The sequence below is a fragment of the Streptomyces sp. WMMB303 genome, assembly GCF_029351045.1.
GTDB lineage: Bacteria > Actinomycetota > Actinomycetes > Streptomycetales > Streptomycetaceae > Streptomyces.
In genome coordinates this window covers 6,827,721-6,850,310 of sequence record NZ_JARKIN010000001.1, presented here as the reverse complement: position 1 = coordinate 6,850,310, position 22,590 = coordinate 6,827,721, and the positions used below count along the sequence as shown (strand labels likewise).

The 22,590-nt window shown below is 74.0% G+C and carries 19 protein-coding genes and 1 tRNA gene; 12 read left to right on the top strand and 8 right to left on the bottom strand.

Annotated features, from left to right (window positions below):
- Positions 1-58: 58 nt before the first annotated feature.
- Positions 59-1,414, bottom strand: a complete 1,356-nt coding sequence (locus P2424_RS29685; protein ID WP_276478733.1) for a hypothetical protein — start codon at positions 1,412-1,414, stop codon at positions 59-61.
- Positions 1,415-1,534: 120 nt separating this feature from the next.
- On the bottom strand, positions 1,535-2,818 hold the full coding sequence (locus tag P2424_RS29680) for an adenylosuccinate synthase (protein WP_276478732.1): 1,284 nt from the start codon (positions 2,816-2,818) through the stop codon (positions 1,535-1,537).
- A 326-nt stretch (positions 2,819-3,144) separates the two neighbouring features.
- On the opposite strand from P2424_RS29680, the gene P2424_RS29675 reads away from it, so the two are divergent.
- A complete protein-coding gene (locus P2424_RS29675; protein WP_346660122.1) occupies positions 3,145-4,173 on the top strand; it encodes a hypothetical protein in 1,029 nt (342 codons plus the stop codon).
- A 46-nt stretch (positions 4,174-4,219) separates the two neighbouring features.
- Here P2424_RS29675 and P2424_RS29670 read toward each other — a convergent pair whose 3' ends face one another.
- Positions 4,220-4,792 (bottom strand): MarR family transcriptional regulator, encoded by a 573-nt coding sequence (locus tag P2424_RS29670; protein ID WP_276478731.1) that lies wholly within the window; start codon positions 4,790-4,792, stop codon positions 4,220-4,222.
- A 102-nt stretch (positions 4,793-4,894) separates the two neighbouring features.
- On the opposite strand from P2424_RS29670, the gene P2424_RS29665 reads away from it, so the two are divergent.
- Together P2424_RS29665 and P2424_RS29660 are read left to right on the top strand one after the other, a co-directional pair.
- Positions 4,895-5,914, top strand: a complete 1,020-nt coding sequence (locus tag P2424_RS29665; RefSeq protein WP_276478730.1) for an ABC transporter ATP-binding protein — start codon at positions 4,895-4,897, stop codon at positions 5,912-5,914.
- Entirely contained in the window at positions 5,911-7,578 is a 1,668-nt protein-coding gene (locus tag P2424_RS29660) for an ABC transporter permease (protein WP_276478729.1), read from the top strand. The genes P2424_RS29665 and P2424_RS29660 overlap by 4 nt, the downstream gene beginning before the upstream one ends.
- 104 nt (positions 7,579-7,682) lie before the next feature.
- Here P2424_RS29660 and P2424_RS29655 read toward each other — a convergent pair whose 3' ends face one another.
- The 3 genes from P2424_RS29655 to P2424_RS29645 form a co-directional block, all read right to left on the bottom strand.
- Positions 7,683-8,159: a MarR family transcriptional regulator gene (locus P2424_RS29655; protein WP_276478728.1), complete on the bottom strand. Its 477-nt coding sequence runs from the start codon at positions 8,157-8,159 to the stop codon at positions 7,683-7,685.
- Positions 8,156-8,740: a DJ-1/PfpI family protein gene (locus P2424_RS29650; protein WP_276478727.1), complete on the bottom strand. Its 585-nt coding sequence runs from the start codon at positions 8,738-8,740 to the stop codon at positions 8,156-8,158. The genes P2424_RS29655 and P2424_RS29650 overlap by 4 nt, the downstream gene beginning before the upstream one ends.
- Before the next feature lie 209 nt (positions 8,741-8,949).
- Positions 8,950-9,402 (bottom strand): Lrp/AsnC family transcriptional regulator, encoded by a 453-nt coding sequence (locus P2424_RS29645; RefSeq protein ID WP_019355060.1) that lies wholly within the window; start codon positions 9,400-9,402, stop codon positions 8,950-8,952.
- A 345-nt stretch (positions 9,403-9,747) separates the two neighbouring features.
- Between P2424_RS29645 and P2424_RS29640 the strand changes: the two genes are divergently transcribed.
- From P2424_RS29640 to P2424_RS29620, 5 genes are all read left to right on the top strand, one after another.
- A complete protein-coding gene (locus P2424_RS29640) occupies positions 9,748-10,950 on the top strand; it encodes an IS110 family transposase (protein WP_276478848.1) in 1,203 nt (400 codons plus the stop codon).
- Positions 10,951-10,974: 24 nt separating this feature from the next.
- Positions 10,975-11,616, top strand: coding sequence for a LysE family translocator (locus P2424_RS29635; protein WP_276478726.1), 642 nt, complete (start codon positions 10,975-10,977; stop codon positions 11,614-11,616).
- A gap of 223 nt (positions 11,617-11,839) precedes the next feature.
- Positions 11,840-13,285: an aspartate aminotransferase family protein gene (locus tag P2424_RS29630; protein WP_276478725.1), complete on the top strand. Its 1,446-nt coding sequence runs from the start codon at positions 11,840-11,842 to the stop codon at positions 13,283-13,285.
- Complete coding sequence (locus P2424_RS29625; RefSeq protein ID WP_276478724.1) at positions 13,282-14,034, top strand: GntR family transcriptional regulator; 753 nt, start codon at positions 13,282-13,284, stop codon at positions 14,032-14,034. The genes P2424_RS29630 and P2424_RS29625 overlap by 4 nt, the downstream gene beginning before the upstream one ends.
- A gap of 142 nt (positions 14,035-14,176) precedes the next feature.
- Complete coding sequence (locus P2424_RS29620; protein WP_276478723.1) at positions 14,177-14,836, top strand: hypothetical protein; 660 nt, start codon at positions 14,177-14,179, stop codon at positions 14,834-14,836.
- A gap of 49 nt (positions 14,837-14,885) precedes the next feature.
- Here the strand turns inward: P2424_RS29620 and P2424_RS29615 are convergent, their stop codons facing one another.
- Positions 14,886-15,578, bottom strand: a complete 693-nt coding sequence (locus P2424_RS29615) for an SLATT domain-containing protein (protein WP_276478722.1) — start codon at positions 15,576-15,578, stop codon at positions 14,886-14,888.
- Between the two features lie 196 nt (positions 15,579-15,774).
- On the opposite strand from P2424_RS29615, the gene purD reads away from it, so the two are divergent.
- From purD to P2424_RS29595, 4 genes are all read left to right on the top strand, one after another.
- Positions 15,775-17,052, top strand: coding sequence for a phosphoribosylamine--glycine ligase (gene purD, locus P2424_RS29610; RefSeq protein ID WP_276478721.1), 1,278 nt, complete (start codon positions 15,775-15,777; stop codon positions 17,050-17,052).
- A gap of 475 nt (positions 17,053-17,527) precedes the next feature.
- Positions 17,528-19,402, top strand: a complete 1,875-nt coding sequence (locus P2424_RS29605; RefSeq protein ID WP_276478720.1) for a hypothetical protein — start codon at positions 17,528-17,530, stop codon at positions 19,400-19,402.
- Between the two features lie 108 nt (positions 19,403-19,510).
- Entirely contained in the window at positions 19,511-21,148 is a 1,638-nt protein-coding gene (locus P2424_RS29600) for a N,N-dimethylformamidase beta subunit family domain-containing protein (RefSeq protein WP_276478719.1), read from the top strand.
- Between the two features lie 214 nt (positions 21,149-21,362).
- A complete protein-coding gene (locus P2424_RS29595) occupies positions 21,363-22,283 on the top strand; it encodes a phosphoribosylaminoimidazolesuccinocarboxamide synthase (RefSeq protein WP_276478718.1) in 921 nt (306 codons plus the stop codon).
- 168 nt (positions 22,284-22,451) lie between these two features.
- Here P2424_RS29595 and P2424_RS29590 read toward each other — a convergent pair.
- Positions 22,452-22,524 (bottom strand) — tRNA-Gly (locus P2424_RS29590).
- Positions 22,525-22,590: the final 66 nt, after the last annotated feature.

Genomic DNA, 22,590 nt, shown 5'->3' with positions numbered 1-22,590 from the left:
CCTCCTTCCAGGCGAAAGCCAGCGTCGCCCGGCCCGGACCCGGCACCGGGGACGATCTTCACACTTTCACTCGCACGGGTGAACGGCGCGCGTCCCAGGCGTCGCCGAGGACGCACACGCCGACCGCCACCGCCAGGAACGCCGCGGCGGCGGCGAGCAGCGCCGTCTCGTAGTAGCCGCCGCTCATCACCCGCGCCGCACCCCAACCGGCGGCCGTGCCCGCGACCGCGGCGGCGGCCAGCCGCAGCAGCAGCCGCCCGGGAGCGGCGGTCCCGGCGGACTCGGCGGTGAGCGTGTCCCGCAGCGCGAGAGCCGCGGCCACCGCGCCGAGCAGCAGTCCGGCACCGGCTGCCAGCGCCGGGGTGCCGAAGACGACGCCGTACCGCACGGCCAGCGCCGGGGCGAAGAACAGCAGCAGGAAGCGGCGCAGGGCGTGGCCGAGGAAGGCGACGGCGGGTCCCGCGTCCGGGCCGGTGCGCCGCCGCCGGTCGGCCGTCCGGCAGCCGGCGAGGACGACGGCGCATCCGGCGACGAAGGGCAGCCGTGCCTCCAGCCGCCCCAGGTTGTAGAGGAGCAGCGTGTCGTAGGCGAGCAGGACGAGTCCGCCGAAGGAGGCGAGGGATCCGAGGAAGAGCAGCAGCCGCCCGGCGGACAGCGGCCGGGGCCGGGGCCGGGGTCGGGGTCGGGGTCGGGGGAGTCCAGCGGGCGGCGTCCGGCCGGGTGCTCCGTGCCGGGCAGCCGCCGCCAGCAGCGGCGGGGTCACCAGTGCTGACGCGCACCGGATCAGCAGGTCGTCCGTGGTCCACGGGTTGCGCAGGTCCCATTCGACGGCGCAGAAGACCGCCGTGTAGGCGAGCGCGGCCACCAGCAGCAGCGGGGAGGTGAATACCCGGCGGTACAGCCCGTCGTCCAGCCACCGCAGCACCACCGCGAAGGCCAGCAGCACGAGCGGGAGTTCGAGGGCGGCCTGGACCCGCAGCACGGACCCGGCCAGCACCTCGGGCCAGGGCCAGTGTGCCGCGAGCCGGGTCGGCGGCCAGTCCGCTGCCGGCAGTTCGAACCAGCCGGGCGGCAGATACCGGGCCACGAAGCCGGGGTCGCCGCCGTGCACCCGCCGGATGTGGACCACGACGGCGATCTGGTTGACCAGTACGGCCCCGACCAGCAGCCCGAGCAGACCGAGCGGTCCCGGCACCCGGCGGGACCGGCCCGCGCCGGACGGGGGCCGCCGTCGTCCCCACCGGACACGGACACCGTGCGGCGGCCCGGCGGAGGGGCTGACGGACGGACCGGCCGGCGGCGCGGGGCGCGGGCCGGGCAGCCACCGGGCGGTCGCGGCGAGCGGGAGCCGGGTGGCGAGGGCCAGGGAGAGGAGGACCGACACGACGACGGTGCCGTCCACGGCGAGCTGCACGCGGGGCAGCGTAGTGGTCCGGCCCGCAGCCGCACGGACCGGGCCGTGCGACTGCGGGGCCGGAGAGCCGTGCGACTGCGGCGGGCCGGGGGAGAGCCCGGAGCCTACGGGCCGGGGTGCTCAGAGGAAGGAGTTGATCTCGATCGTCTCGTCGCGGCCCGGGCCGACGCCGATGGCGGAGATGGGGGCTCCGGACATCTCCTCCAGCGTCTTCACGTACGCCTGGGCGTTCTTGGGGAGGTCGCCGAAGGTCTTCGCCTTGGTGATGTCCTCGCTCCAGCCCGGCAGGTACTCGTAGACCGGCTGGGCGTGGTGGAAGTCGCTCTGGTTGTAGGGCAGCTCGGTGGTGCGCTCGCCGTCGATCTCGTAGGCGACGCACACCGGGATCTGCTCCCAGCCGGTGAGCACGTCCAGCTTGGTGAGGAAGAAGTCGGTCAGCCCGTTGACGCGGGTCGCGTAGCGGGCGATGACCGCGTCGAACCAGCCGCAGCGCCGGTTGCGGCCCGTGGTGACGCCGAACTCGCCGCCGATGCGGCGCAGCGCCTCGCCGTCGTCGTCGAACAGCTCCGTCGGGAACGGCCCCGCGCCCACCCGTGTGGTGTATGCCTTCAGGATGCCGATGACCCGGTTGATCTTCGTCGGGCCGACGCCGGCGCCGGTGCAGGCGCCGCCGGCGGTCGGATTGGAGGAGGTGACGAACGGGTAGGTGCCGTGGTCCACGTCCAGCAGCGTGCCCTGGCCGCCCTCGAACAGGACGACCTTGCCCTCGTCGATGGCGTCGTTGAGGATCAGCGTGGTGTCCGCGACGAAGCCCTTGAGCTGCTCCGCGTAGCCCAGCAGCTCCTCGGTGGCCTGCTGCGGGGAGATCGCGCGGCGGTTGTAGAGCTTGGCGAGCACCTGGTTCTTGAAGTCGAGCGCGGCCTCGACCTTCTGCAGCAGGATCGACTCGTCGAACAGGTCCTGGACCCGGATGCCGACCCGGTTGATCTTGTCGGCGTAGCTGGGGCCGATGCCCCGGCCGGTGGTGCCGATCCGGCGCTTGCCCAGAAACCGTTCCGTCGTCTTGTCGAGCGTCGCGTGATATGGCGTGATCAGATGCGCGTTACCGCTCACCAGCAGCTTGGAGGTGTCGACGCCGCGCTCCTGGAGTCCGCTCAGCTCGGAGAGCAGGACCGAGGGGTCGACGACGACGCCGTTGCCGATGACCGGGGTGCACCCCGGGGAGAGGATCCCGGAAGGGAGGAGGTGCAGCGCGTACTTCTGGTCGCCGACGACGACCGTGTGGCCGGCGTTGTTGCCGCCCTGGTAGCGCACCACGTAATCCACGGAGCCGCCGAGCAGGTCGGTGGCCTTTCCCTTGCCTTCGTCACCCCACTGAGCACCGAGCAGCACAAGTGCGGGCACAGGCGTACACCCCTTCCGGGCGGGGCATGTCCCACGTGCGGTGGCGCCGATCGGCACCCTCGCAAGAGCCGCAGTCCGGTACCCCGATAGAGGAAGCCCCTGGCGCAACAGCGGCAGGGGCTCTTGCACCGAGAGATTACCGAACAATTCTCCCGGGTGACGAACAGGGGAGTGCTCCGGCCCGGACAGGCGTACGAACCAGTACCGCCGCAGCACCGTGCGTATCCGTCGGAAACACCGATCGGAACCACCTGTAACACGCGTAACACCTCATATCACCCGTCGGAACCATCCGGATCCCTCCGGATTCATGAGGAAGGACCGTGGTGTCGGCTCCAGATTCCGCGAGGCCCCCCGCGGGCGTGGCCCGGGCCGCCGGGGGCACCTGCTCGAAGAGCCGGGGGGAGGTTCCGCTGCTCCTGGTCGTCGACCCGGTCGCCCGGCTCGCGGACGCCGAGTCCGTACGCATCGCACGCGATGTGCTGCGGGCGGCGACGCCGGGTCTCAAGCTGTGCCTGCCCGACGATCCCGCGCAGACGCCGCGGCTGCTGGCCCGTCGTGGCAGCAGACGCCCCGTCCTGGTCGGTGACGACCGGGCCCTGCTGCACGCCGTCCGGTATCTGCACGAGGAGCGCGCGCTGGGGGCCACGGCGCTGTCGGTGGTGCCGGTGGGCGACGGCCCCTCGGTCGCCCTGGCGCGCAGCCTCGGACTGCCGATGGACGCGGTCTCGGCCGCCCGCGCGGTGCTGCGCGGCAACCCGCACCCCATGGATCTGCTGGTCGACGACGAGGACGGCGTCGTGCTGGGTGGGGTGCGCACCGAAGCCTCTCCGGCCGCGCGCTCGCCCCGCCGGGAGGAGCGCACCGAGCGGGACCCGGACGGAGCCGGCCGCTCCGGGCAGTGGCGGCGGATGTACCGGGCCCTGACGCGCGCGATGCCGGCCCACGGGCGCGGGCGGGCGTCCGGGGAGCACGGCGCGCTGCCGCCGGCGGCCGCGGGGCGGCCCGTGCCGCCGTCCCCGACTCCTTCCCGCCGGCCGGCGGTGCGCGGCGGCCAGTGGCTGCGGGTGGAGGCGGACGGCGCGGTGGTGGCCGGTCCGGACCGGCCGGTGACGGACGTGACGGTGCGTACGACGGGTACCGGCGGGCTCGCCGAGGTGTCCGTCCAGCCGCTGGCGGGCACGCCGCTGCGGGTGCGGGCGCACACGGTCACGGTCTCCGCGCCGGAGGGGTTCCCCGGGTTCCGCTACCGTGCCGACGCGGACGCCGACTCCGGTGTTCCGGCGGCTCCTGCCGCGTCCCGTACCTGGACCGTGCTGCCCCGGGCCTGGCACCTGGTGCTTCCGGCGGGGTGAGCCGCTCCGGTGCCGGCCGCCCGGGTCTCGGTCACCCGGGTACCGGTCACTCGGACTGCCGGCGGGCGTGCCAGCGGTTGAGCATGTCCTCCAGACCGGTGCGCATGAACTCCAGGAACTCCGCGCTCTCCCGCACCCGGCGTCCGCCGGGGGTGTCGGCGCCGAGGTCGTCCGCGCCGGTGTTCAGGGTGCCCAGCCACCGGCCGAGGACGTGGTCGCGGCTGAGCAGGCTGGTGTACCAGACGTCCTGGTGCAGCATGTAGCGCTCGCGGCGGGAGCCGGGGTCGCGCTGCCGGGAGACCAGCGCGACCTGGGAGAGGTAGCGCACGGCGCCGGAGATGGCGGCGGGGCTGGCCTGGAGCCGGTCGCCGAGTTCGGCGGAGGTGAGGGCGCCCTCCTCGGAGGCGAGCAGGCAGGCGAAGACGCGGGACGCCATGCGCTGCATGCCCGCCTCGGTGAGGTCGGCGGCGAACCGTTCGACGAAGGGGGACACCCTCGTGCGGTAGTCCGCCACCTCCGGGTGGTCCGCCGCCTCTTGGCGGTCCGCGGTCCTCCGGCGGTCCTCTGTGGTCCGGTGGTCCTCTGTGGTCCGGTCGTCCGCCGCGGAGTCGTCTGACACGTCTGCCCGTCTCTTCCCGTTCTTCCTGCCCAGGGGCCCTGTGGAAGATCCTAACGCTTCTTTAACTTCACAAATTTGTGAAATGAGCGTAGCTTCCAAACCATGAACGCGTCCACGACCGCGACCGCCCGCCCCTCCGCGGCGCCCCCCAGCACGGCGATCTCCGTATCCGCCCTCGTCAAGACCTACGGCACGGCCCGCGCCCTGGACGGGCTGGACCTGGAGGTCGCCACCGGCGAGGTGCACGGCTTCCTCGGCCCGAACGGGGCGGGCAAGTCCACCACCCTGCGCATCCTGCTGGGCCTTCTGCGCGCCGACAGCGGCACCGCGCGGCTGCTCGGCGCCGACCCCTGGCACGACGCGGTGGCCCTGCACCGGCGGCTCGCCTACGTCCCCGGCGACGTCGAACTGTGGCCGAACCTCACCGGCGGCGAAGCCGTCGACCTGCTCGCGCGGCTGCGCGGCGGCATCGACCCGACCAAGCGGGCCGAACTGGTCGAGCGGTTCGACCTCGACCCGACCAAGAAGGGCCGCAGCTACTCAAAGGGCAACCGGCAGAAGGTCGCGCTCGTCGCCGCGCTCGCCTCGGACGCCGAACTGCTGCTGCTGGACGAGCCGACCTCAGGGCTCGACCCGCTGATGGAGGTCGTCTTCCAGGACGTCATCCTCGAGGCGAAGGCCGAGGGCCGCACCGTCCTGCTCTCCAGCCACATCCTGTCCCAGGTCGAGAAGCTCTGCGACCGGGTCAGCATCGTCCGGCTGGGCAGGACCGTGCAGTCCGGGTCGCTCGACGAGATGCGCCACCTCACCCGCACCACCATCGAGGCGGAGGCCGACGGCCCCCTCGACGGACTCCGCGAGCTGCCCGGCGTCCACAACCTGCGGACGGACGGCGGCCGGGCGTACTTCGCCGTCGACGGCGGACACCTCGACGCCGTCGTACGCCACCTCGGCGGGCTCGGCCTCCGCAGCCTCGTCAGCCACCCGCCCACCCTCGAGGAGCTGATGCTGCGGCACTACGGCGACGACCTGACCGGCCGCGGCCACCCGGTACCGCACCCGGCCGCGGCCGACTCGGGCACCCGTACCGGCACCGACGCGCCGGAAGGCGGCCCGCGATGAGCACCACCACCCGAGTCGCGCCGGCCCGCACCGGGGCCGGAAACCGCCAGGTCGAGCCCGGCGGCGGCGCGCTCACCGGAACCGGCGTACTCCTCCGCTTCGCCCTGCGCCGCGACCGGGTGCGGCTGCCCGTGTGGATGCTGGCCGTCCTCCTGGTCACCTTCTCCAGCCTCCAGCAGGCCACGGACCTGGCGCCGGACGACCCGGGTGAGGCCGCCGACACGGCCGCGACCCTCGGCGGCCCCGCCATGCTCGCGATGACCGGCCCCGAGCACTACCTCGCCGACCCCACGCCCGCGGCCGTGCTCAGCATGCTGATGCTCGGCTACGGCGCCGTCCTGGTCGGGCTGATGAACGTGCTGACCGTGGTCCGGCACACCCGCGCCGACGAGGAGACCGGCATCGCCGAACTCCTCCGCTCCGGCGTCGTCGGCCGGCACGCCACCCTCACCGCGGCCCTCGCCACCGCGGCGGCGGCCGACACGGTGCTCGGGCTGCTGCTCGCGGTCCTGCTGCCCGCCACGGGTCTCGGCGGCGCCACGGCGGGCGGCGCCCTGCTCTACGGCGCCGCGCTCACCGTCGTCGGCCTGGTCTTCGCGGGCGTCGCCGCCGTGACCGTGCAGCTCTCCTCGCACGGCAGAACCGCCACCGGGGCGGCGCTGGCCGCCCTCGGCGCCGCCTACGCGCTGCGGGCCGCGGGCGACGTCGGACCCGACGCGCTCTCCTGGTGCTCCCCCATCGGCTGGATCCAGCGCAGCTACCCCTTCGCCGACGACCGCTGGTGGCCGCTGCTGCCCGCACTCGCGCTGGCCGCCGGTACCGCCGCCGCCGGATATCTGCTCAGCACCCGGCGCGACGTGGGCGCCGGACTGCTGCCGCCTCGGACGGGCCGGGCCGGAGCGTCCGCGGCCCTCACCCACCCGGTCGGCTTCGCCGTCCGGCTGCACCGCGGACTGTGCGCCGGGTTCGGTGCGGCGCTGCTGGTGCTCGGCGCGATGTACGGCTCGCTCCTCGGCGGAGCCGAGGACATGCTCAAGGACCTGGCCGAGGTCCGCGAGGCGCTCGCCGAGGCGGGCGGGACGCTGGTCGAGTCGTTCGCCTCCACGATCCTGCTGATCGTCGCCGTCGTCGCCTCTCTCTTCGTGGTCCTGGTCGCGCTGCGGCCGCGCGCCGAGGAGACCTCCGGACGCGCCGAACCCCTGCTGGCCACCGGCCTGTCCCGGTCGCGCTGGCTGGCCTCGCACCTGGTGGCCGCGCTGGGCGGGGGCACGCTCGTGCTGCTGCTGGGCTCCCTCTCCCTGGCCCTGACCGGTGCCGCCGCCACACACGACGGAGACCTGGGCGTACGGCTGCTGGGCGCGGGGCTGGCCTACGCGCCGGCGCTGTGGGTGACCGGCGGGGCCGCCGCCCTGGTGTACGGCTGGGCGCCCCGCGCGACCCGGTTGGCCTGGATCGTCCCCGCCTACGGGTTCGCCGTCGGCTATCTCGGCAAGCTCTCCGGGCTGCCCGACGCCTTCGGCGCCCTCTCTCCCTTCAGCCACGTCCCGCAGCTCCCCGCCGCGGAGATGAGCTGGACCCCGATGGTCCTCCTGACGCTGGTGGCCGCCGCCCTGATCGCCACCGGGCTGGCGGGGTTCCGGCGCCGGGACCTGGATCCGAAGTAGGACGCGGCGGCGAGCCGAAGCAGGAAGCGGCGGCCGTGCGGCACGGCCGCCGCGGTGCGACGCGGCGGCCGTGCGAGACGCCGGGGCCGGGCGGGGCGAGCCGGTCAGGCCTCCGGGTGCAGCGCCGCCATCGCGCCCGAGAGCCGGCGCAGCGCCTCGGCGACCCGGGCGAATTCCCGGTCGCCGCCCAGTTCTTCGCTCAGCCGCCGGGCCAGCTCGGCGTGCCCGGGGTCGATACCCGCCACGGCGGTGCGCCCCTCGGGGGTGGGGGCGAGCAGTTTGGCGCGGCGGTGGGCGGGGTTGGGTTCGTACGCCGCGAGGCCCCGCTCGACCAGGAGGTCGGCGATCCGCTGGACGCTCTGCCGGGTGATGCCCATGGCGCGGGCTATCCCGGAGACGGGCAGCGGTTCGCGGAGCACGGCGCCGAGCACCTGCCACCACGCGGCGGTCAGCCCGGCCGGGCGGGCGAGTACTTCGGAGGCGGCGAGGAACTGGCCGTTGAGCCGGAAGACGGCCAGCGCGGTCTCGCTCAGCAGTTCGGTGTCGCGCGGGTGTCCGGCCGTGTCCGGCGTACCGCTCATACCTGCGTCGCCGCGAACACCGCGTACGCCTCCGGGTCGGAGTGCTGGTACAGCCGGTGGAAGGCATCCAGCACGGGCGGCTCGAAGACGCCCAGGCGGTTCAGGATCTCGCGGGCGAAGGCGACGGGTTCGGTCGGCCCGGCCGTGATCAGGTCGCGGTCGGTGACGGCGTCGGCGTCGCGGTAGTGCGCCGCGCCCCGGTAGCCGTTGGCGGCGCGCAGGAACTCGGGCGCCGCGGCGGTGTGCGCGCGCTCGTCGAGCAGCCCCTCGTCCGCGAGCCCGTACACGGCTCCGCAGATGGCCGCGACGGGTACGCCCTCGTGCAGGAACTCCCGCGCGGTGTAGGCGAAGGCGGTGAGCGTGCCGCTCGTCCAGGTGTCGGCGCCGGGAAGGATCAGCATGCTGCTGTCGAGGGGGCGCAGGCCGTCCAGTGTCAGGTCCGGCTCGATGCGCAGTCCGCCCTTGGTGGTGACGGTGGCGCCGGTCAGGCCGACGGTGCGTACGCCGCCGGGGATGTGGGCGACGGCGTGCCCGTACTCCCAGTCGGCGAGGGTGTCGTACACGGCGAGGTGAACGGTCATGGCGGCCTCCGGGCGCTCGAGGTAATGACAGCATTCTGTCAAAATGGCAGCACCCTGTCAATCTTTCGCGATCCGCCCGCCGCCCGGCGGGCGTCCCGGGTGTTCCGGATATCCCGGATATCCCGAGGGGATCCGGGTTCCCCGCGTGCTTCCGGGCACGCGGAGCGGCGCGCCCCGGCGGCCCGGGCGGCGGCGGAGGGCGGTGCGGCTCAGGCGGGCAGTGGCCGCTCGTGCACCACGTGCTTCATCACCAGCGTGGAGCTCAGCCGCTGGACGCCGGGCAGGGTGGCGAGGTTCTCGTCGTAGAGCCGCTGGAAGGCGGGCAGGTCGGCGGTGATGACACGGAGCAGGTAGTCCGGGTCGCCGAAGAGCCGCTGGGCCTGGACGACCTGCGGCAGCTCGGTCAGGGCCTGCTCGAAGGCGGAGATGGTGGTGCGGTCCTCCTGGCGCATGGTGACGAAGACGAGCGCGTCGAAGGTCAGCCCCACCGCGTCGGTGTCGACCACGGCGCGGTAGCCGCGGATGGCGCCGCTGCGCTCCAGTTCCCGCAGTCGCCGGTGGCACGGGGAGAGGCTGAGCCCCACCCGTGCGGCCAGCTCGGTGACCGTCAGCCGACCGTCGTTCTGGAGCTCCGCAAGAATCTGCCGATCCATGTCGTCCATGGGGAAGATTATTCCACCGCAGGCGGCACTGCGGAGGATTCCGGGGAGCACTTTCGGGGCTGAACTTCCTATTGTTCCTCCCGCACTCCCGCCAGAGCGAAAGGGATCGCCCATTACCGTTTTCGTGGCCTCGCAACGGGGCTCCCGGCCTCTGGAGCTGGCATGACTGTGTCCCCCTGTCGAACGTATGGCCCGGGGGGTGGTGTCACCAGTTCCGGAGGCATCGACAGACCGCTGATTAGGGACATGACCACCGGCTTCTTCGCAGGTCGGGAGGCTCTTCGTAATGTGGATGTGGCGATCGGTGCCGTGCCAAGGCCGGGCGAGGACGACCGGAGACTGCACGTGATCGACATCAGCGACATCGGCGTCTTCCTGGGCCTGGACGTCGGCAAGGGCGAACACCACGCCACCGCCGTCACCCCGGCCGGGAAGAAGGCGTTCGACCGGCGGCTGCCCAACAGCGAACCCAAACTCCGCGAGGTTTTCGGCAAGCTGACCGCGAAACACGGCACCGTGCTCGTGGCCGTCGACCAGCCGGCCTCCATCGGGGCCCTGCCCCTCGCGGTCGCCCGCGACATGGGCTGCGAGGTCGCCTACCTTCCCGGACTGACGATGCGGAGGATCGCCGACCTCTACCCCGGCGAGGCCAAGACCGACGCCCGCGACGCTTTCGTCATCGCGGACGCCGCCCGTTCCATGCCTCACACCCTCCGCGCGATCGCCCTCGAGGACGAGGCGGTCGCCGAGCTGGAGATGGTCGTGGGCTTCGACGACGACCTCGCCGGCGAGGCGACCAGGATCAGCAACCGCCTCCGCGGCCTGCTCACCCAGATCCACCCGCACCTCGAACGCGTCCTGGGCCCGCGCATCCAGCACCCGGCCGTCCTCACCCTGCTCGACCGGTTCGGTTCCCCGGCCCAGATCCGCAAGGCCGGCCGTCGGCGGCTCATCAGCCTCATACGTCCCAAAGCCCCGCGCATGGCCGAACGACTCGTCGAGGACATCTTCACCGCGCTCGACGAACAGACCGTTGTCGTTCCCGGCACCGACGCGGCCGCACTCATCGTCCCGAGCCTGGCCGGCTCGCTCCAGAACGTGCTCGACCAACGGAAACTGCTGGCCACCAGGATCGAGGAACTCCTGGATGCCCACCCTCTTTCCCGGGTCCTGACGTCCATGCCCGGCATCGGCGTCAGGACCGGAGCCAGGATCCTCATCGACGTGGGCGACGGCAGCGGCTTCCCCACAGCCGCCCACCTCGCCGCTTACGCCGGCCTGGCCCCGGCGACCCGCAGCTCGGGGTCCTCGATCCGGGGCGAACAGCCGTCCCGGCGAGGAAACAAGCAACTCAAACGGGCCTTCTTCCTGTCCGCGTTCGCCGCCCTGTCCGAGCCCAGATCCAGGACCTACTACGACAAAAAGATCGCCCAGGGCAAGCACCACACCCAAGCCCTCCTCTGCCTCGCCAGACGACGAGCCGACGTGCTCTTCGCGATGCTCCGCGACGGCACCTTCTACACCCCCCAACCAGCCCCTACAGGTTGACGAAACCCATAGGGACACCCCCCCATGGCTGTCAGTTCCATAGCCGCGTTTTTCACCCTCTCCTTCCTCCTCGTCCTCGTCCCGGGCGCGGACTGGGCGTTCACCATCACCTCCGGGCTGCGGGACCGGTCGGTGGTGCCCGCCGTCGGCGGGCTGATGCTGGGGTACGTGGGGCTGACGGCCGTGGTCGTGGCAGGTGTGGCCGCGCTGGTCGCCCGCACGCCCGGGGTGCTGACCTCGCTCACCGCACTCGGCGCCGGATACCTGGTCTGGCTCGGCGCGACGACGTTCGCCGGTGCGAAGGAGGCCGGGCTGCCGCAGGCCGACGACGACACCGACGCCGCCACCGCCGCGGCCGGGGGCGCCCGCTCCCGGGTGCTCAAGGGCGCCGGGGTCAGCGGACTGAACCCCAAGGCGCTGCTGCTCTACGTCGCGTTGCTGCCCCAGTTCGCCGACCAGCACGGGCAGTGGCCGCTCGCCTTCCAGATCGGGCTCCTGGGACTGCTGCACATGTGCACGGCCGGGGCCGTCTACCTCGGTCTGGGCTCGCTGGCGCGCACCGTGCTGCGGGCCCGGCCGACCGCGGCCCGCCTCGTCACCCGGCTCTCCGGCGTCGCGATGATCCTGCTCGGCGCACTGCTGCTGGTGGAGCAGCTTCCCCACTGAGCGGAGCAGCCTGCGCACCGGATGGAGCAGCTTCCCACCGGGCGGTCCCGGTGCCCTGCTGCGGTCCGACCCGGGTGTCGGCCGCGGAAGACTTCCGCCCTCCCCGCGTCCGGCCGGGGGCGGCGACATTACGCTGGCTGTCACCCTTCCGGGGGCCTCCCCGCCCGGAAGCCGCCCGTCCTGGGCCGGACGGGCACCACGCGAGCGAACCGAGGTACCGATCGTGACGACGCACCACCCCTCGTCGGACACTCCCACCGCCCCCTCCACCTCGACCGCCCCGGACCCGGCCGCCGGCCGGGCGGTCCGCGAGGCCGACCGGGCCCATGTGTTCCACTCCTGGTCGGCGCAGGGGCTGATAGACCCTCCGGCGGTCGCGGGCGCCCAGGGCTCCCACTTCTGGGACTACGAGGGGAAGCGGTACCTCGATTTCGCCAGCGGTCTCGTCTTCACCAACATCGGCTACGCGCACCCCAAGGTCGTGGCCGCGGTCCAGGAGCAGGCGGCGCGGATGTGCACCTTCGCGCCCGCCTTCGCGATCGAGGCGCGCTCCGAGGCGGCCCGGCTGATCGCCGAGCGGACCCCCGGCGACCTCGACAAGATCTTCTTCACCAACGGCGGTGCCGACGCCGTCGAGCACGCGATCCGGATGGCCCGGCTGCACACCGGCCGCCCCAAGGTGCTCTCCGCCTACCGCTCGTACCACGGCGGTACCCAGCAGGCGATCAACCTCACCGGCGACCCGCGCCGCTGGGCGTCCGACAGCGGCACGGCGGGCGTCGTGCACTTCCACGCGCCGCACCTCTACCGCACCCCGTTCTACGCCGAGACCGAGGAGCAGGAGTGCGAGCGCGCGCTGGCACACCTGGAACAGACCCTCGCGTACGAGGGCCCGCAGACCGTCGCCGCCGTCATCCTGGAGACCATCCCCGGCACCGCCGGGATCATGATGCCGCCGCCCGGCTACCTGGCGGGGGTGCGGGAGATCTGCGACAAGTACGGCGTCGTCCTCGTGCTGGACGAGGTGATGGCGGGCTTCGGCCGTACCGGCTCCTGGTTCGCGGCCGACCTCTACGGCGTCGTACCCGACCTGCTGACCTTCGCCAAGGGCGTCAACTCCGGTTATGTGCCGCTCGGCGGGGTGGCGATCTCCGGGGAGATCGCCGCGACATTCGACCAGCGCCCCTACCCGGGCGGTCTCACCTACTCCGGTCACCCGCTGGCCTGCGGTGCGGCCGTCGCCACGCTCCGCACCATGGCGGAGGAGGGCATCGTCGAGCACGCCGCGCGGCTCGGCGAGACCGTCATCGGCCCGGCCCTACGCGAGCTGGCCGCCCGTCACCCCTCGGTCGGCGAGGTGCGCGGCACCGGCGTCTTCTGGGCCCTCGACCTGGTGCGTGACCAGGAGACCCGGGAGCCTCTGGTGCCCTACAACGCCTCCGGCGCGGACAACGCGCCGATGGCGGACTTCGCCGCCGCGGCCAAGCGCGGCGGCCTGTGGCCGTTCGTGAACATGAACCGCACCCATGTCGTCCCCCCGTGCAACATCACCGAGGCCGACCTCGAGGAAGGGCTGAGCGTGCTGGACGAGGCCCTGACCGCGGCCGACGCGCACACCACGGCGGGCACCGGCGGCGCCGCGGCGGGCACGGGGAGCACGGGGGAGTGATCACACGCAGCACCCTGCGCTCGCAGATCGCCACCGCGCTGCGCGACGAGATCCTGGCCGGCCGGCTCACCACCGGCCGGGACTTCACCGTCAAGGAGATCGCCGAGCAGTACGGCGTCTCCGCGACGCCCGTGCGGGAGGCGCTGGTCGATCTCGCGGCGCAGGGGCTGCTGGACGTGGAGCAGCACCGGGGCTTCCGCGTGCACGAGTTCACGGCGGCCGACTACCGGGCCATGTGCGAGGCGCGGGAGCTCGTCGTCGACGGGGTCTTCCGGGGCGTCGACGGGGCCGCCGGCGGTCCGGACGGGGCTGCCGGCGGCGGGACCGTCCTGGCCGGGCGGGCGGTCGCCCGCCGTGCCTTCGACGGTCTGGGGCCCGAGGTGGTGCGCTCCGTACGCCGCCGCGCCGACGCGGCCGAACGCGCGGCCCGCGCCGGGGACCTGGACGTACTGATCGCCTACGACCTGCGGTACTGGCGGGAGTTGAGCGGGCTGCTGGGCAACCCCTACGTCTGCGACTTCCTCGACCGGCTCCGCGTCCAGTGCTGGGTCTACGCCGTCCCGGTGCTGCGCCGCCACGCCTCGCTGCGCGGCCGCCTGTGGGCGGGGCACAACGCGCTGTTGGACGCCGTCGAGTCGGGGGACGCGCGGGCGGCCCGCGAGGTCGTCGCCGCCTACAACCGGCACGCGCTGGCGCAGGTGGGCGCGGACGGGGTGGCGCCGCCCGAGGAGGGCCCCGAAGCGGAGTGAGCCCGCCGGGGCGCCGCCGGGGTGCCGGGGGCGCCGCCGGGGCGCACCGGCCCCGGTCCGCGTACGCCGGACGGGGGACGGGCGGCAGGAGACCGCACTACGCTGGGGTGCAGGCAGGTCCCTGACGGTATTGGAGCGCCCCTTGGCCTGTGACCTCTGGCTCGTACCCCTCGTCGACGTGCTGTGCCACAGCCCCGACAACCCCTTCTCCGAAGAGATCGCCACCTACGACAGGGTGCTCACCGAGGCCGGTCTGCCCACGGTTCCCGTCTTCGGCTACATGCCGGGCCTCTCCGGCGACGTGGCCCCGGTCGCGGGCTTCGACTACGAGGCGCTGCACTACCTGCGCCGAGCCCACCTGCTGCTGGCCTCCGGTCTGGAGGTGGCGCCGGTGGGGGAGTTGGGCAGCGACTACGAGCAGCTCCTGGAGATGTTCGAGCAGACGGCGCAGCAGTCCCATCTGGTGTGGCACTACGACCACGCGGGTGTCTACATCCCGGTGGACTTCCAGGCGCCGCTCTACGACGACGAGTTGCTGGAGGGGAACGGTCCGCTGGGCTCCAGCCACGGCCTGCTGCGCGAACTCCAGGCGCTCGGGCCGCACTTGGGGATCGACCCCGGCAACCCGCCGCCCGCGCCCGCCGCGCCGCTGCGTCCCACCGATCTGGACGAGCCCGCGGCCTCCGCCGCGATCGGCTACGAGGACGGCACCCCGTTCGGCAGGGAGCGGCATGTGTGGCTGAGTCTGCACGCGGCCGTGACCCGCAGCCTGGCCCAGGGGTCGATGATCGTCTTCGGCTGACCGTTCGCCGCCGGCCCGCTGTCCGGCCGCCGCCCCGCGCGGCCCCCGGTCAGCCGCCCGGGGGCCGCTGGCGGGGCATGGTGGCCCAGCCGGCGGTTCCGTTCGGGGGCGGCATGCGGCGTGCCGGCGCGCCCCGCGCGCCGGGCACCGTGCCCTGCGGGGTCAGCAGGAGCGGGGAGCCCGAGGTGCGGAAGGCGACCATCCAGTCGACCGTCTCGGCCCGCACCGTCTCGTTCACGTCGTCCGAGAACCGGCGGAGCACGGCCAGGGCGCGCTCCGCCGCCTCACCGGCCGTGCCCTCGGCCGGGCCGAGGACCTCGCGGACGTTCTCGGCGGCCCACTCGTACCGCAGCGCCTCCAGCCGCCGGTGCAGGGCCACCGCCGCGGCGACGTCCCGCATCCACCCGGAGGTCAGGCCGAGCCAGCGGTCGGTGAGGGCGCAGCCGGCCGCGCCGAGCAGGGCCAGATAGCCGAGGTAGCCGGACCTCTCCTGCACCAGGGCGACCCCGGCCAGGTCGGCGAGCGGCAGCATCGCCCCCACGCAGGCCCCGGCCACGACGCCGCCGCGCAGCCACCGGGCCCAGCGGCGTTTGCGCACGCGGTCCGCCAGATACCACTCGACGAGGCGCATCGCCTCCTGCTCGACCCACTGGTACAGCTCTTCCAGGCGCTCGGCGGGCTCGTTCCAGTCCCCGGACGGGAACCCCCGCCCCAGCAGATCCGGCTGCTTGACCCGCTTCACCCATGCTCCTTCGACGACGCGTCCGGCAGCCCGGCGTTCGGTCCGACCGCCCAATTCATACCGCCGAAAGTGGGACCTCACCGACGATCCGCACGGAATTCCCCCCGGAAGTGGCGGTCTGTCGGGTAGGGGGCGGCACCTTGTCACCCGTAAGGGCCGCGCGGAGGCGGCTGCGCGGGCCGCTAGGGTTGGCGGCGTGAGGATTCTGGTCATTGGCGGCGGTGCCCGCGAACACGCAATCTGTCGCTCGCTCTCCCTGGACCCCGAGGTCGTCGCCGTGCACTGCGCGCCCGGCAACGCCGGGACCGCCGAGGTGGCCACACCGCACGCGGTGGATGTGCTGGACGGCGCCGCGGTCGCCGCGCTCGCCGCCTCCGACGCGGTCCGCGCCGACCTGGTCGTCGTCGGCCCCGAGGCGCCGCTGGTCGAGGGAGTCGCCGACGCGGTCCGCGCGCGGGGCATCCCCGTCTTCGGCCCGTCGGCCGAGGCCGCCGTGCTGGAGGGTTCCAAGGCGTTCGCCAAGGAGGTCATGGCCGAGGCCGGGGTCCCCACGGCGCGCAGCTATGTGTGCACCGGACCGGAGGAGGCCGACGCCGCGCTGGACGCGTTCGGCCCGCCCTACGTGGTCAAGGACGACGGCCTCGCCGCGGGCAAGGGCGTCGTGGTGACCGACGACATCGAGGAGGCGCGCGCCCACGCGCGCGCCTGCGGAGGCGCCGTCGTCGTCGAGGAGTTCCTGGACGGTCCGGAGGTCTCCCTCTTCGCGGTGACCGACGGAGAGACCGTGGTCCCGTTGCAGCCCGCGCAGGACTTCAAGCGGGCCTACGACGCCGACGGGGGCCCCAACACGGGCGGGATGGGCGCCTACTCGCCGCTGCCGTGGGCGGACCCGAAGCTGGTGGACGAGGTCGTCTCCACGGTGCTGGAGCCGACGGTCAACGAACTGCGCCGCCGGGGCACGCCCTTCTCCGGGCTGCTCTACGCGGGCCTGGCGCTCACCTCGCGCGGTGTGCGTGTCATCGAGTTCAACGCCCGGTTCGGGGACCCGGAGACGCAGGCCGTCCTCGCCCGGCTCCGCACGCCGCTGGGCGGCCTGCTGTACGCGGCGGCCACCGGGGAGCTCGCCGACTTCCCCGCGCTGCGCTGGAGCGACGGCGCGGCGGTCACCGTCGTGGTCGCGGCACACGGGTACCCGGCCGAGCCCCGCAAGGGCGATGCCGTCGAGGGGCTGGCCGAGATCGTCCGGGAGGACGGTCCGGACGCCTACGTGCTGCACGCGGGCACCAGGGCCGACGCGGACGGCACGGTGCGCAGCGCGGGCGGCCGGGTCCTGTCGGTCACCGCGACCGGAGCCGATCTGGCCGAGGCGCGCGAGCGGGCGTACACGGCCGTCGGACGCGTCCGGCTGGCGGGTTCGCACCACCGTACGGACATCGCGGAGCGGGCCGCCGCCGAGGCGGCCGCGGCCGACTGAGCGACCGCCTCGGTCGACTGAGCGACCGCCGCGGCCGACTGAGCGGTCCGGAATCCCCCGGCTCGCCCGGACCGTAGGCGGCGGTCGGGCGGGACGGCGTGCGCGGGGGCGCAGCGCTGCATACCGGCATACCTGCGGCTCATATACCTCCCGCCCCCGCCGGGCAAGAGCTCTCCCCAAAGCCATTCCATCGAGTGAGCGCGTCCGCTTACTGCTGACGCCCGCCGAGGCCCCGACTAGGGTGCCGCACAACTGCCGTGCACCCGCCGACAGCCCTGCGCGGGCGGGCCCGGCCGACTGCGGGGCGCCTCGCCGACCGCCCGGCGAACCGTCCGTCGACTGGCGCAGCGCGTATTGCGGTGTCGGAGCGCGGTGACACAGTGGGTGGAAGCCGGAAAGTCCGGTGGCGGACCCGAAGGTGCGGGGGTGAGACGTGCGCGGTTCAGAGGGTCTTGGTCCCGGCAGCCGAGCAGGGGTGCGTTCGGCGCGCGCGCACGCCCTCGCCGTGCTGCGGGTGCGCAGCACGGTGCTCGCCCTGGCGCTGCTCCCGGCCGCCGCCGCGGTGATCCTCTGGACGGGGCGCACGACGGGGCAGTTCGGCCCCGGCTGGGAGACGGCGCGCTGGACCGTGAGCGGCTTCGCCGTCGCCGTTCTCGCCTGCGCGGCGGTCGCCGGGCTCGCCATCGCCCGCGGCCGGCCGGCCGTCTCCCCGACGGTGCCGGTCGAGGAGCCCGCGGCCCCCGACCTGCACGCGCTGGTCCGCGACCTCGCCGACCGGCTGGAAGTCCCCGCGCCCTCCGCCATCGCGCTCACCCCGGACTGCGACAGCTGGCTGGAGGACCGCTCACACGCGCGCGCGGGCGGCGCCCGGGGTGCGGCCCCCGTGCTGGTCATCGGCTCACCGTTCCTGTGGTGGATGCGCGTCGCCGAACTGCGCGCGCTGCTCGCCCCGGTGGTCGCCGGCACCGGCCCCTCCGCCCACCCCGACATAGCGGCGGCCCGCCGGGTCGTTCGAGGGCTGGACGCGGCGGTGGCCAACGCCCAGCGCCCCGCGGACCCGTGGCACGGTGATGGCCCGGCGGCGGACGGGCCGGGCGCACCCGCGCTCCGGGCCCCCGGGGCGCTCGCGCGGGTGGTGCGCGGATGCGCGGCACCGCTGCGCCGCGCGGTGCACCGTGCGGTGGGGCCGGTCGCCCGGCTGATGCTGCGCGCCGCCGGACCGCACGCCGCCGCGATGGAGCAGGGCGTCGCCGCTGCCGCGGCCGACCGCGCCCAGGCCGTCGACCAGGGGTTGCGGGTCGCGGCGCAGGAACAGGTCGGCCTCGCCTATGCCGGCTGGGACCGGCTGCTGACCCGGGTGGCGCTGCCCGCCTGGCGGCTCGGCCTGTGGCCCACCCGGCTCGACGCGGGGGTGGTCTCGGCGCTGACCGAGCTGTCCCGCCGCGACCGGCTCGCGGCGGGTTTCACCTCGCGGCTCGGCGAACGTCCCGCCTGCGACCTGCTGAAGGAGCCCGGCAGCACGGACGGCGCTGTCTCGCTGCTCGCCGCTCGGATCTTCCTGGGGCCGTGCCCTCCGGCGCCCGCGGCGGCCGGCGGGCACGGCCCGGCGCCGGAGTGGACGCCGGTGGACTGGGCGGCGTATCCGGAGGAGGTCGTCGACCGCATCTGGCGCGCGGAGGCCGCCCGCCTCTTCGCCGCGCTGGACGCGCTCGGCCCCGCGGAGCCGGTGGGCGCGTCCAGGTCGGCTGCGAGTGCCGCGGCTTCGGCCTCCGCTGCCACGACATCCGCGGTGCCGGTCGGCCGTCGGCTGCCGCCCTCCGCCTGTGCACCGCCCTCCGGTGGGAGTGGAGCGCCGAGTGGGGCGTCCGCCGAGGAGGCGGGCTCGGAGTGGGCGGGGCCCACGCTGGCGCGGGTACTCGACAGGTTCGCCGCGGCGGGCGGAACCGACGCTCTGGCAGCGCGTATCAGTGCGGAAGTGGCGCGCGAGGATGCGGTGAGCGCCCCCGGTGGCCTCGGTGCGAGCCCCGGCGCGGAGCCCCCGCCGGGTACCGGGGGCGCACATCTCGCGCCCTTGGCACCGATGGGACTGCCACTGCAGCCGCCGCGGAGCGGCAAGGAACTACTGGCCGACCACGTCACCGCCGTCGTCTGCTGCGCCGCCGTCGACACGGCCGAGGCGGTACCGGGGCTGGACTGGCTGGACGGACCGGCGCTCTACGTCGACGGCGAGCGCGCGGGCGAGCTGCCCTCGCTGGTGCTCGCTCTCGTCGAGGACGGTGAGGCGGAGGGGCTGCGGGACTGGTTGGCGGTGGCCGGAGTGCGGCCGGAGAAGCCCGTGCGGCTCGTCTGAAGATCATCTCCAGCCATTTGGCGACGAAGGGTGACCACACCCTTGCGTAGTGTGATGTGCTGTCTGCCGTCACATCGAGCGCAGCGAGGGTACGGGGAGGGAGCAGCGATGGGAATCGAGCGGACCGGACAGCCCGTACGGGAAGCCGAGCGGACCGAGCAGCAGCCCGCGTCACTCGTCCACGAGGCCGCCGAGGCGACCGGACCGACCGAGCCGACCCGGCGCTGGGAGTCGGGTGCGCTGGCGCACGCCGTGACCGACCCCTTCGGCCAGGGCCCCCTGCCGTGGCTGCGAGTGAGCGAGAACTACTTCGAGAACGGCCGGCTCGTCCCCTGGTACGTGGACTGCGTCGACCCGGCTCCCGGCCAGACCTCCCGCACCCCCGAACTGGTGCGTGAGCTGGCCGGCGGCGGGCAGACCGTACCCCGCCCCCGGAGCCGCGGCCTCTCCAGCAGCGCCCCGCCCGCAGCGGACGATGTGCGCTGCCAGATCAAGGGCTTCGCCTCGGCGGCGGGCGGCACACCGCCCGGCGAGTCCCTCGACTTCCGGATCACCGTCAATCCACCGCAGCCCTTCAGCGTCGACGTCTACCGGATCGGCCACTACGGCGGCGCGGGTGCCACCAAGGTCACGACCAGCCCGCGGCTGTCCGGCATCCAGCAGCCCGCGCCGCTCACCGCCGAGCGCACCGTCTCCTGCCACCACTGGTGGCTCTCCTGGCGCCTCCAGATCCCCGACTACTGGTCCACCGGTGCCTACGTCGCCGTGCTGACCACGGCCGACGGGCACCGCTCGCACATCCCCTTCACCGTCCGGGACCGTGACCCGGCCGATCTGCTGTTGATCCTCCCGGACGTGACGTGGCAGGCGTACAACCTCTTCCCCGAGGACGGCCGCACCGGCGCGAGCCTCTACCACGCCTGGGACGCGGAGGGCCGGCTGATCGGCGAGAGCGAGGCGGCGATGACCGTCTCGTTCGACCGCCCCTACGCCGGCTCCGGCCTTCCCCTGCACGTCGGGCACGCCTACGACTTCATCCGCTGGGCCGAGCGGTACGGCTACGACCTGGCCTACGCCGATACCCGCGACCTGCACGCCGGGCACATCGACCCCACCCGTTACCGGGCCCTGGTCTTCCCCGGCCACGACGAGTACTGGTCCGTCCCGATGCGCCGGGCGGCCGAACGAGCGCGGGACAGCGGCACGTCGCTGGTCTTCCTCTCCGCCAACACCATGTACTGGCAAGTGGAGCTCGAAGCGCTGCCCTCCGGCGCCACCGACCGGCTGTTGACCTGCCGAAAACGGCGCGGACCCGGGCGCCCCGCGCTCTGGCGCGAGCAGGGCGAGCCCGAGCAGGCGCTGCTGGGCATCCAGTACGCCGGACAGGTCGCCGAGCCCTACCCGCTGATCGTCCGCAACGCCGACCACTGGCTGTGGGCGGCCACCGAGGCGCACGAGGGCGACGAGCTGCCAGGTCTCGTCGCCGGCGAGGCCGACCGCTACTTCCCGCGCACCGCGCTGCCCCAGCACACCTCCCGGATCCTGCTGGCACACTCCCCCTACCGCGACCGCGCCGGCGCACTCCGCCACCAGGAGACCTCGCTCTACCGCGCGCCCTCCGGCGCGCTGGTCTTCTCCTCCGGCTCCTTCGCCTGGTCCCCGGCCCTGGACCGCCCCGGCTACATCGACACCCGAGTCCAGCGCGCCACCAGCAACCTCCTGGACCGCATCTGCCACAGGGAATGACCCCCGCGACCGCCCACGCGGATCGCCGCCGGACCCGCGTGCCGGCGCCCGGAGCCCGCCGCCGACGTACCCGGCCCCAGGCTGCGCGGGTGAACCACCGGGCCGTCGACCCGGCGGGGGCCGTACCGCCCGGCGCCCGGCGCGGGCGACAAGGAAGAATCGGGGCACCTGTGGGAAGCGCCGCAGGAATCCGGCCCCCCGCTGAGGAGAGAACGTGACGGGATTCGTCGAAAAGCCCGAGCCCGCCCAGGTCCCCGGCCTGGTGCACCTGCACACGGGCAAGGTGCGCGACCTCTACCGGAACGAGGACGGCGACCTGGTGATGGTCGCCACCGACCGGCTGTCCGCCTTCGACTGGGTGCTGCCGACCGTCATCCCGGACAAGGGCCGCGTCCTCACCCGGCTGTCCCTGTGGTGGTTCGAGCTGCTGGAGGACCTGCTGCCCAACCATGTGATCAGCACGGAGGTGCCCGCGGGCGCCCCCGCCGACTGGGCGGGCCGCACCATGATCTGCCGCTCCCTGCGGATGCTGCCCGTCGAGTGCGTGGCCCGCGGCTATCTGGCCGGGTCCGGGCTGGCCGAGTACGAGGAGTCCCGCACCGTCTGCGGGCTCGCCCTGCCCGAGGGCCTGGAGAACGGCTCCGAGCTGCCCGGTTCGCTCTTCACCCCGGCCACCAAGGCGGCCGTCGGCGAGCACGACGAGAACGTCGACTACGAGGAGGTGGCCCGCCGGCTCGGCCCCGAGACCGCCGCCGCGCTGCGCCAGTCCACCCTCGCCGCCTACGACCGCGCCCGCGACATCGCCCGCGAGCGGGGCATCATCCTGGCCGACACCAAGTTCGAGTTCGGCTGGGACGACAACCGCACCGAGGACGGCGAACCGGTGCTCACCCTCGCCGACGAGGTCCTCACCCCCGACTCGTCCCGCTTCTGGCCCGCCGACCAGTGGCAGCCGGGACGCTCCCAGCCCTCGTTCGACAAGCAGTACGTCCGCGACTGGCTGGACTCCGCCGAATCCGGCTGGGACCGCACCTCCGAGCAGCCGCCGCCCGCGCTGCCCGAGGCCGTCGTCGAGGCCACCCGCAGCCGCTACATCGAGGCGTACGAACGCCTCACGGGCGTCCCCTGGAGCTGACGCCGTCCCGCGGCCACTCCGGGGAGGGGGCGCGCCACACCCGGAGCGGCGCCCCCTTTCCGGAGACGGCGGCCCCTCCCCGGAGCGGCGGCCGACGGCCGGCCCGCACCGGGCCCCGACACGCGTACGGCCCCGGTCGGATGACCGGGGCCGTACGGCTGTCTGCCGAGCGGACGACGAGGCTCGAACTCGCGACCTCAACCTTGGCAAGGTTGCGCTCTACCAACTGAGCTACGTCCGCACACTGCGCGTCGGCCGGCCCACTCACCGGGGCCGCCGTGGCGCGGGGCCCAGTATAGCCGGAGCG

What these genes read in the sequence shown, in the direction of transcription:
- P2424_RS29665 (WP_276478730.1), top strand. Translation starts at nt 4,895, where the DNA reads ATGAACGCGTCCACGACCGCGACCGCCCGCCCCTCCGCGGCGCCCCCC.
- P2424_RS29660 (WP_276478729.1), top strand. Translation starts at nt 5,911, where the DNA reads ATGAGCACCACCACCCGAGTCGCGCCGGCCCGCACCGGGGCCGGAAAC.
- P2424_RS29655 (WP_276478728.1), bottom strand. Translation starts at nt 8,159, where the DNA reads ATGAGCGGTACGCCGGACACGGCCGGACACCCGCGCGACACCGAACTG.
- P2424_RS29650 (WP_276478727.1), bottom strand. Translation starts at nt 8,740, where the DNA reads ATGACCGTTCACCTCGCCGTGTACGACACCCTCGCCGACTGGGAGTAC.
- P2424_RS29645 (WP_019355060.1), bottom strand. Translation starts at nt 9,402, where the DNA reads ATGGACGACATGGATCGGCAGATTCTTGCGGAGCTCCAGAACGACGGT.
- P2424_RS29635 (WP_276478726.1), top strand. Translation starts at nt 10,975, where the DNA reads ATGGCTGTCAGTTCCATAGCCGCGTTTTTCACCCTCTCCTTCCTCCTC.
- P2424_RS29600 (WP_276478719.1), top strand. Translation starts at nt 19,511, where the DNA reads ATGGGAATCGAGCGGACCGGACAGCCCGTACGGGAAGCCGAGCGGACC.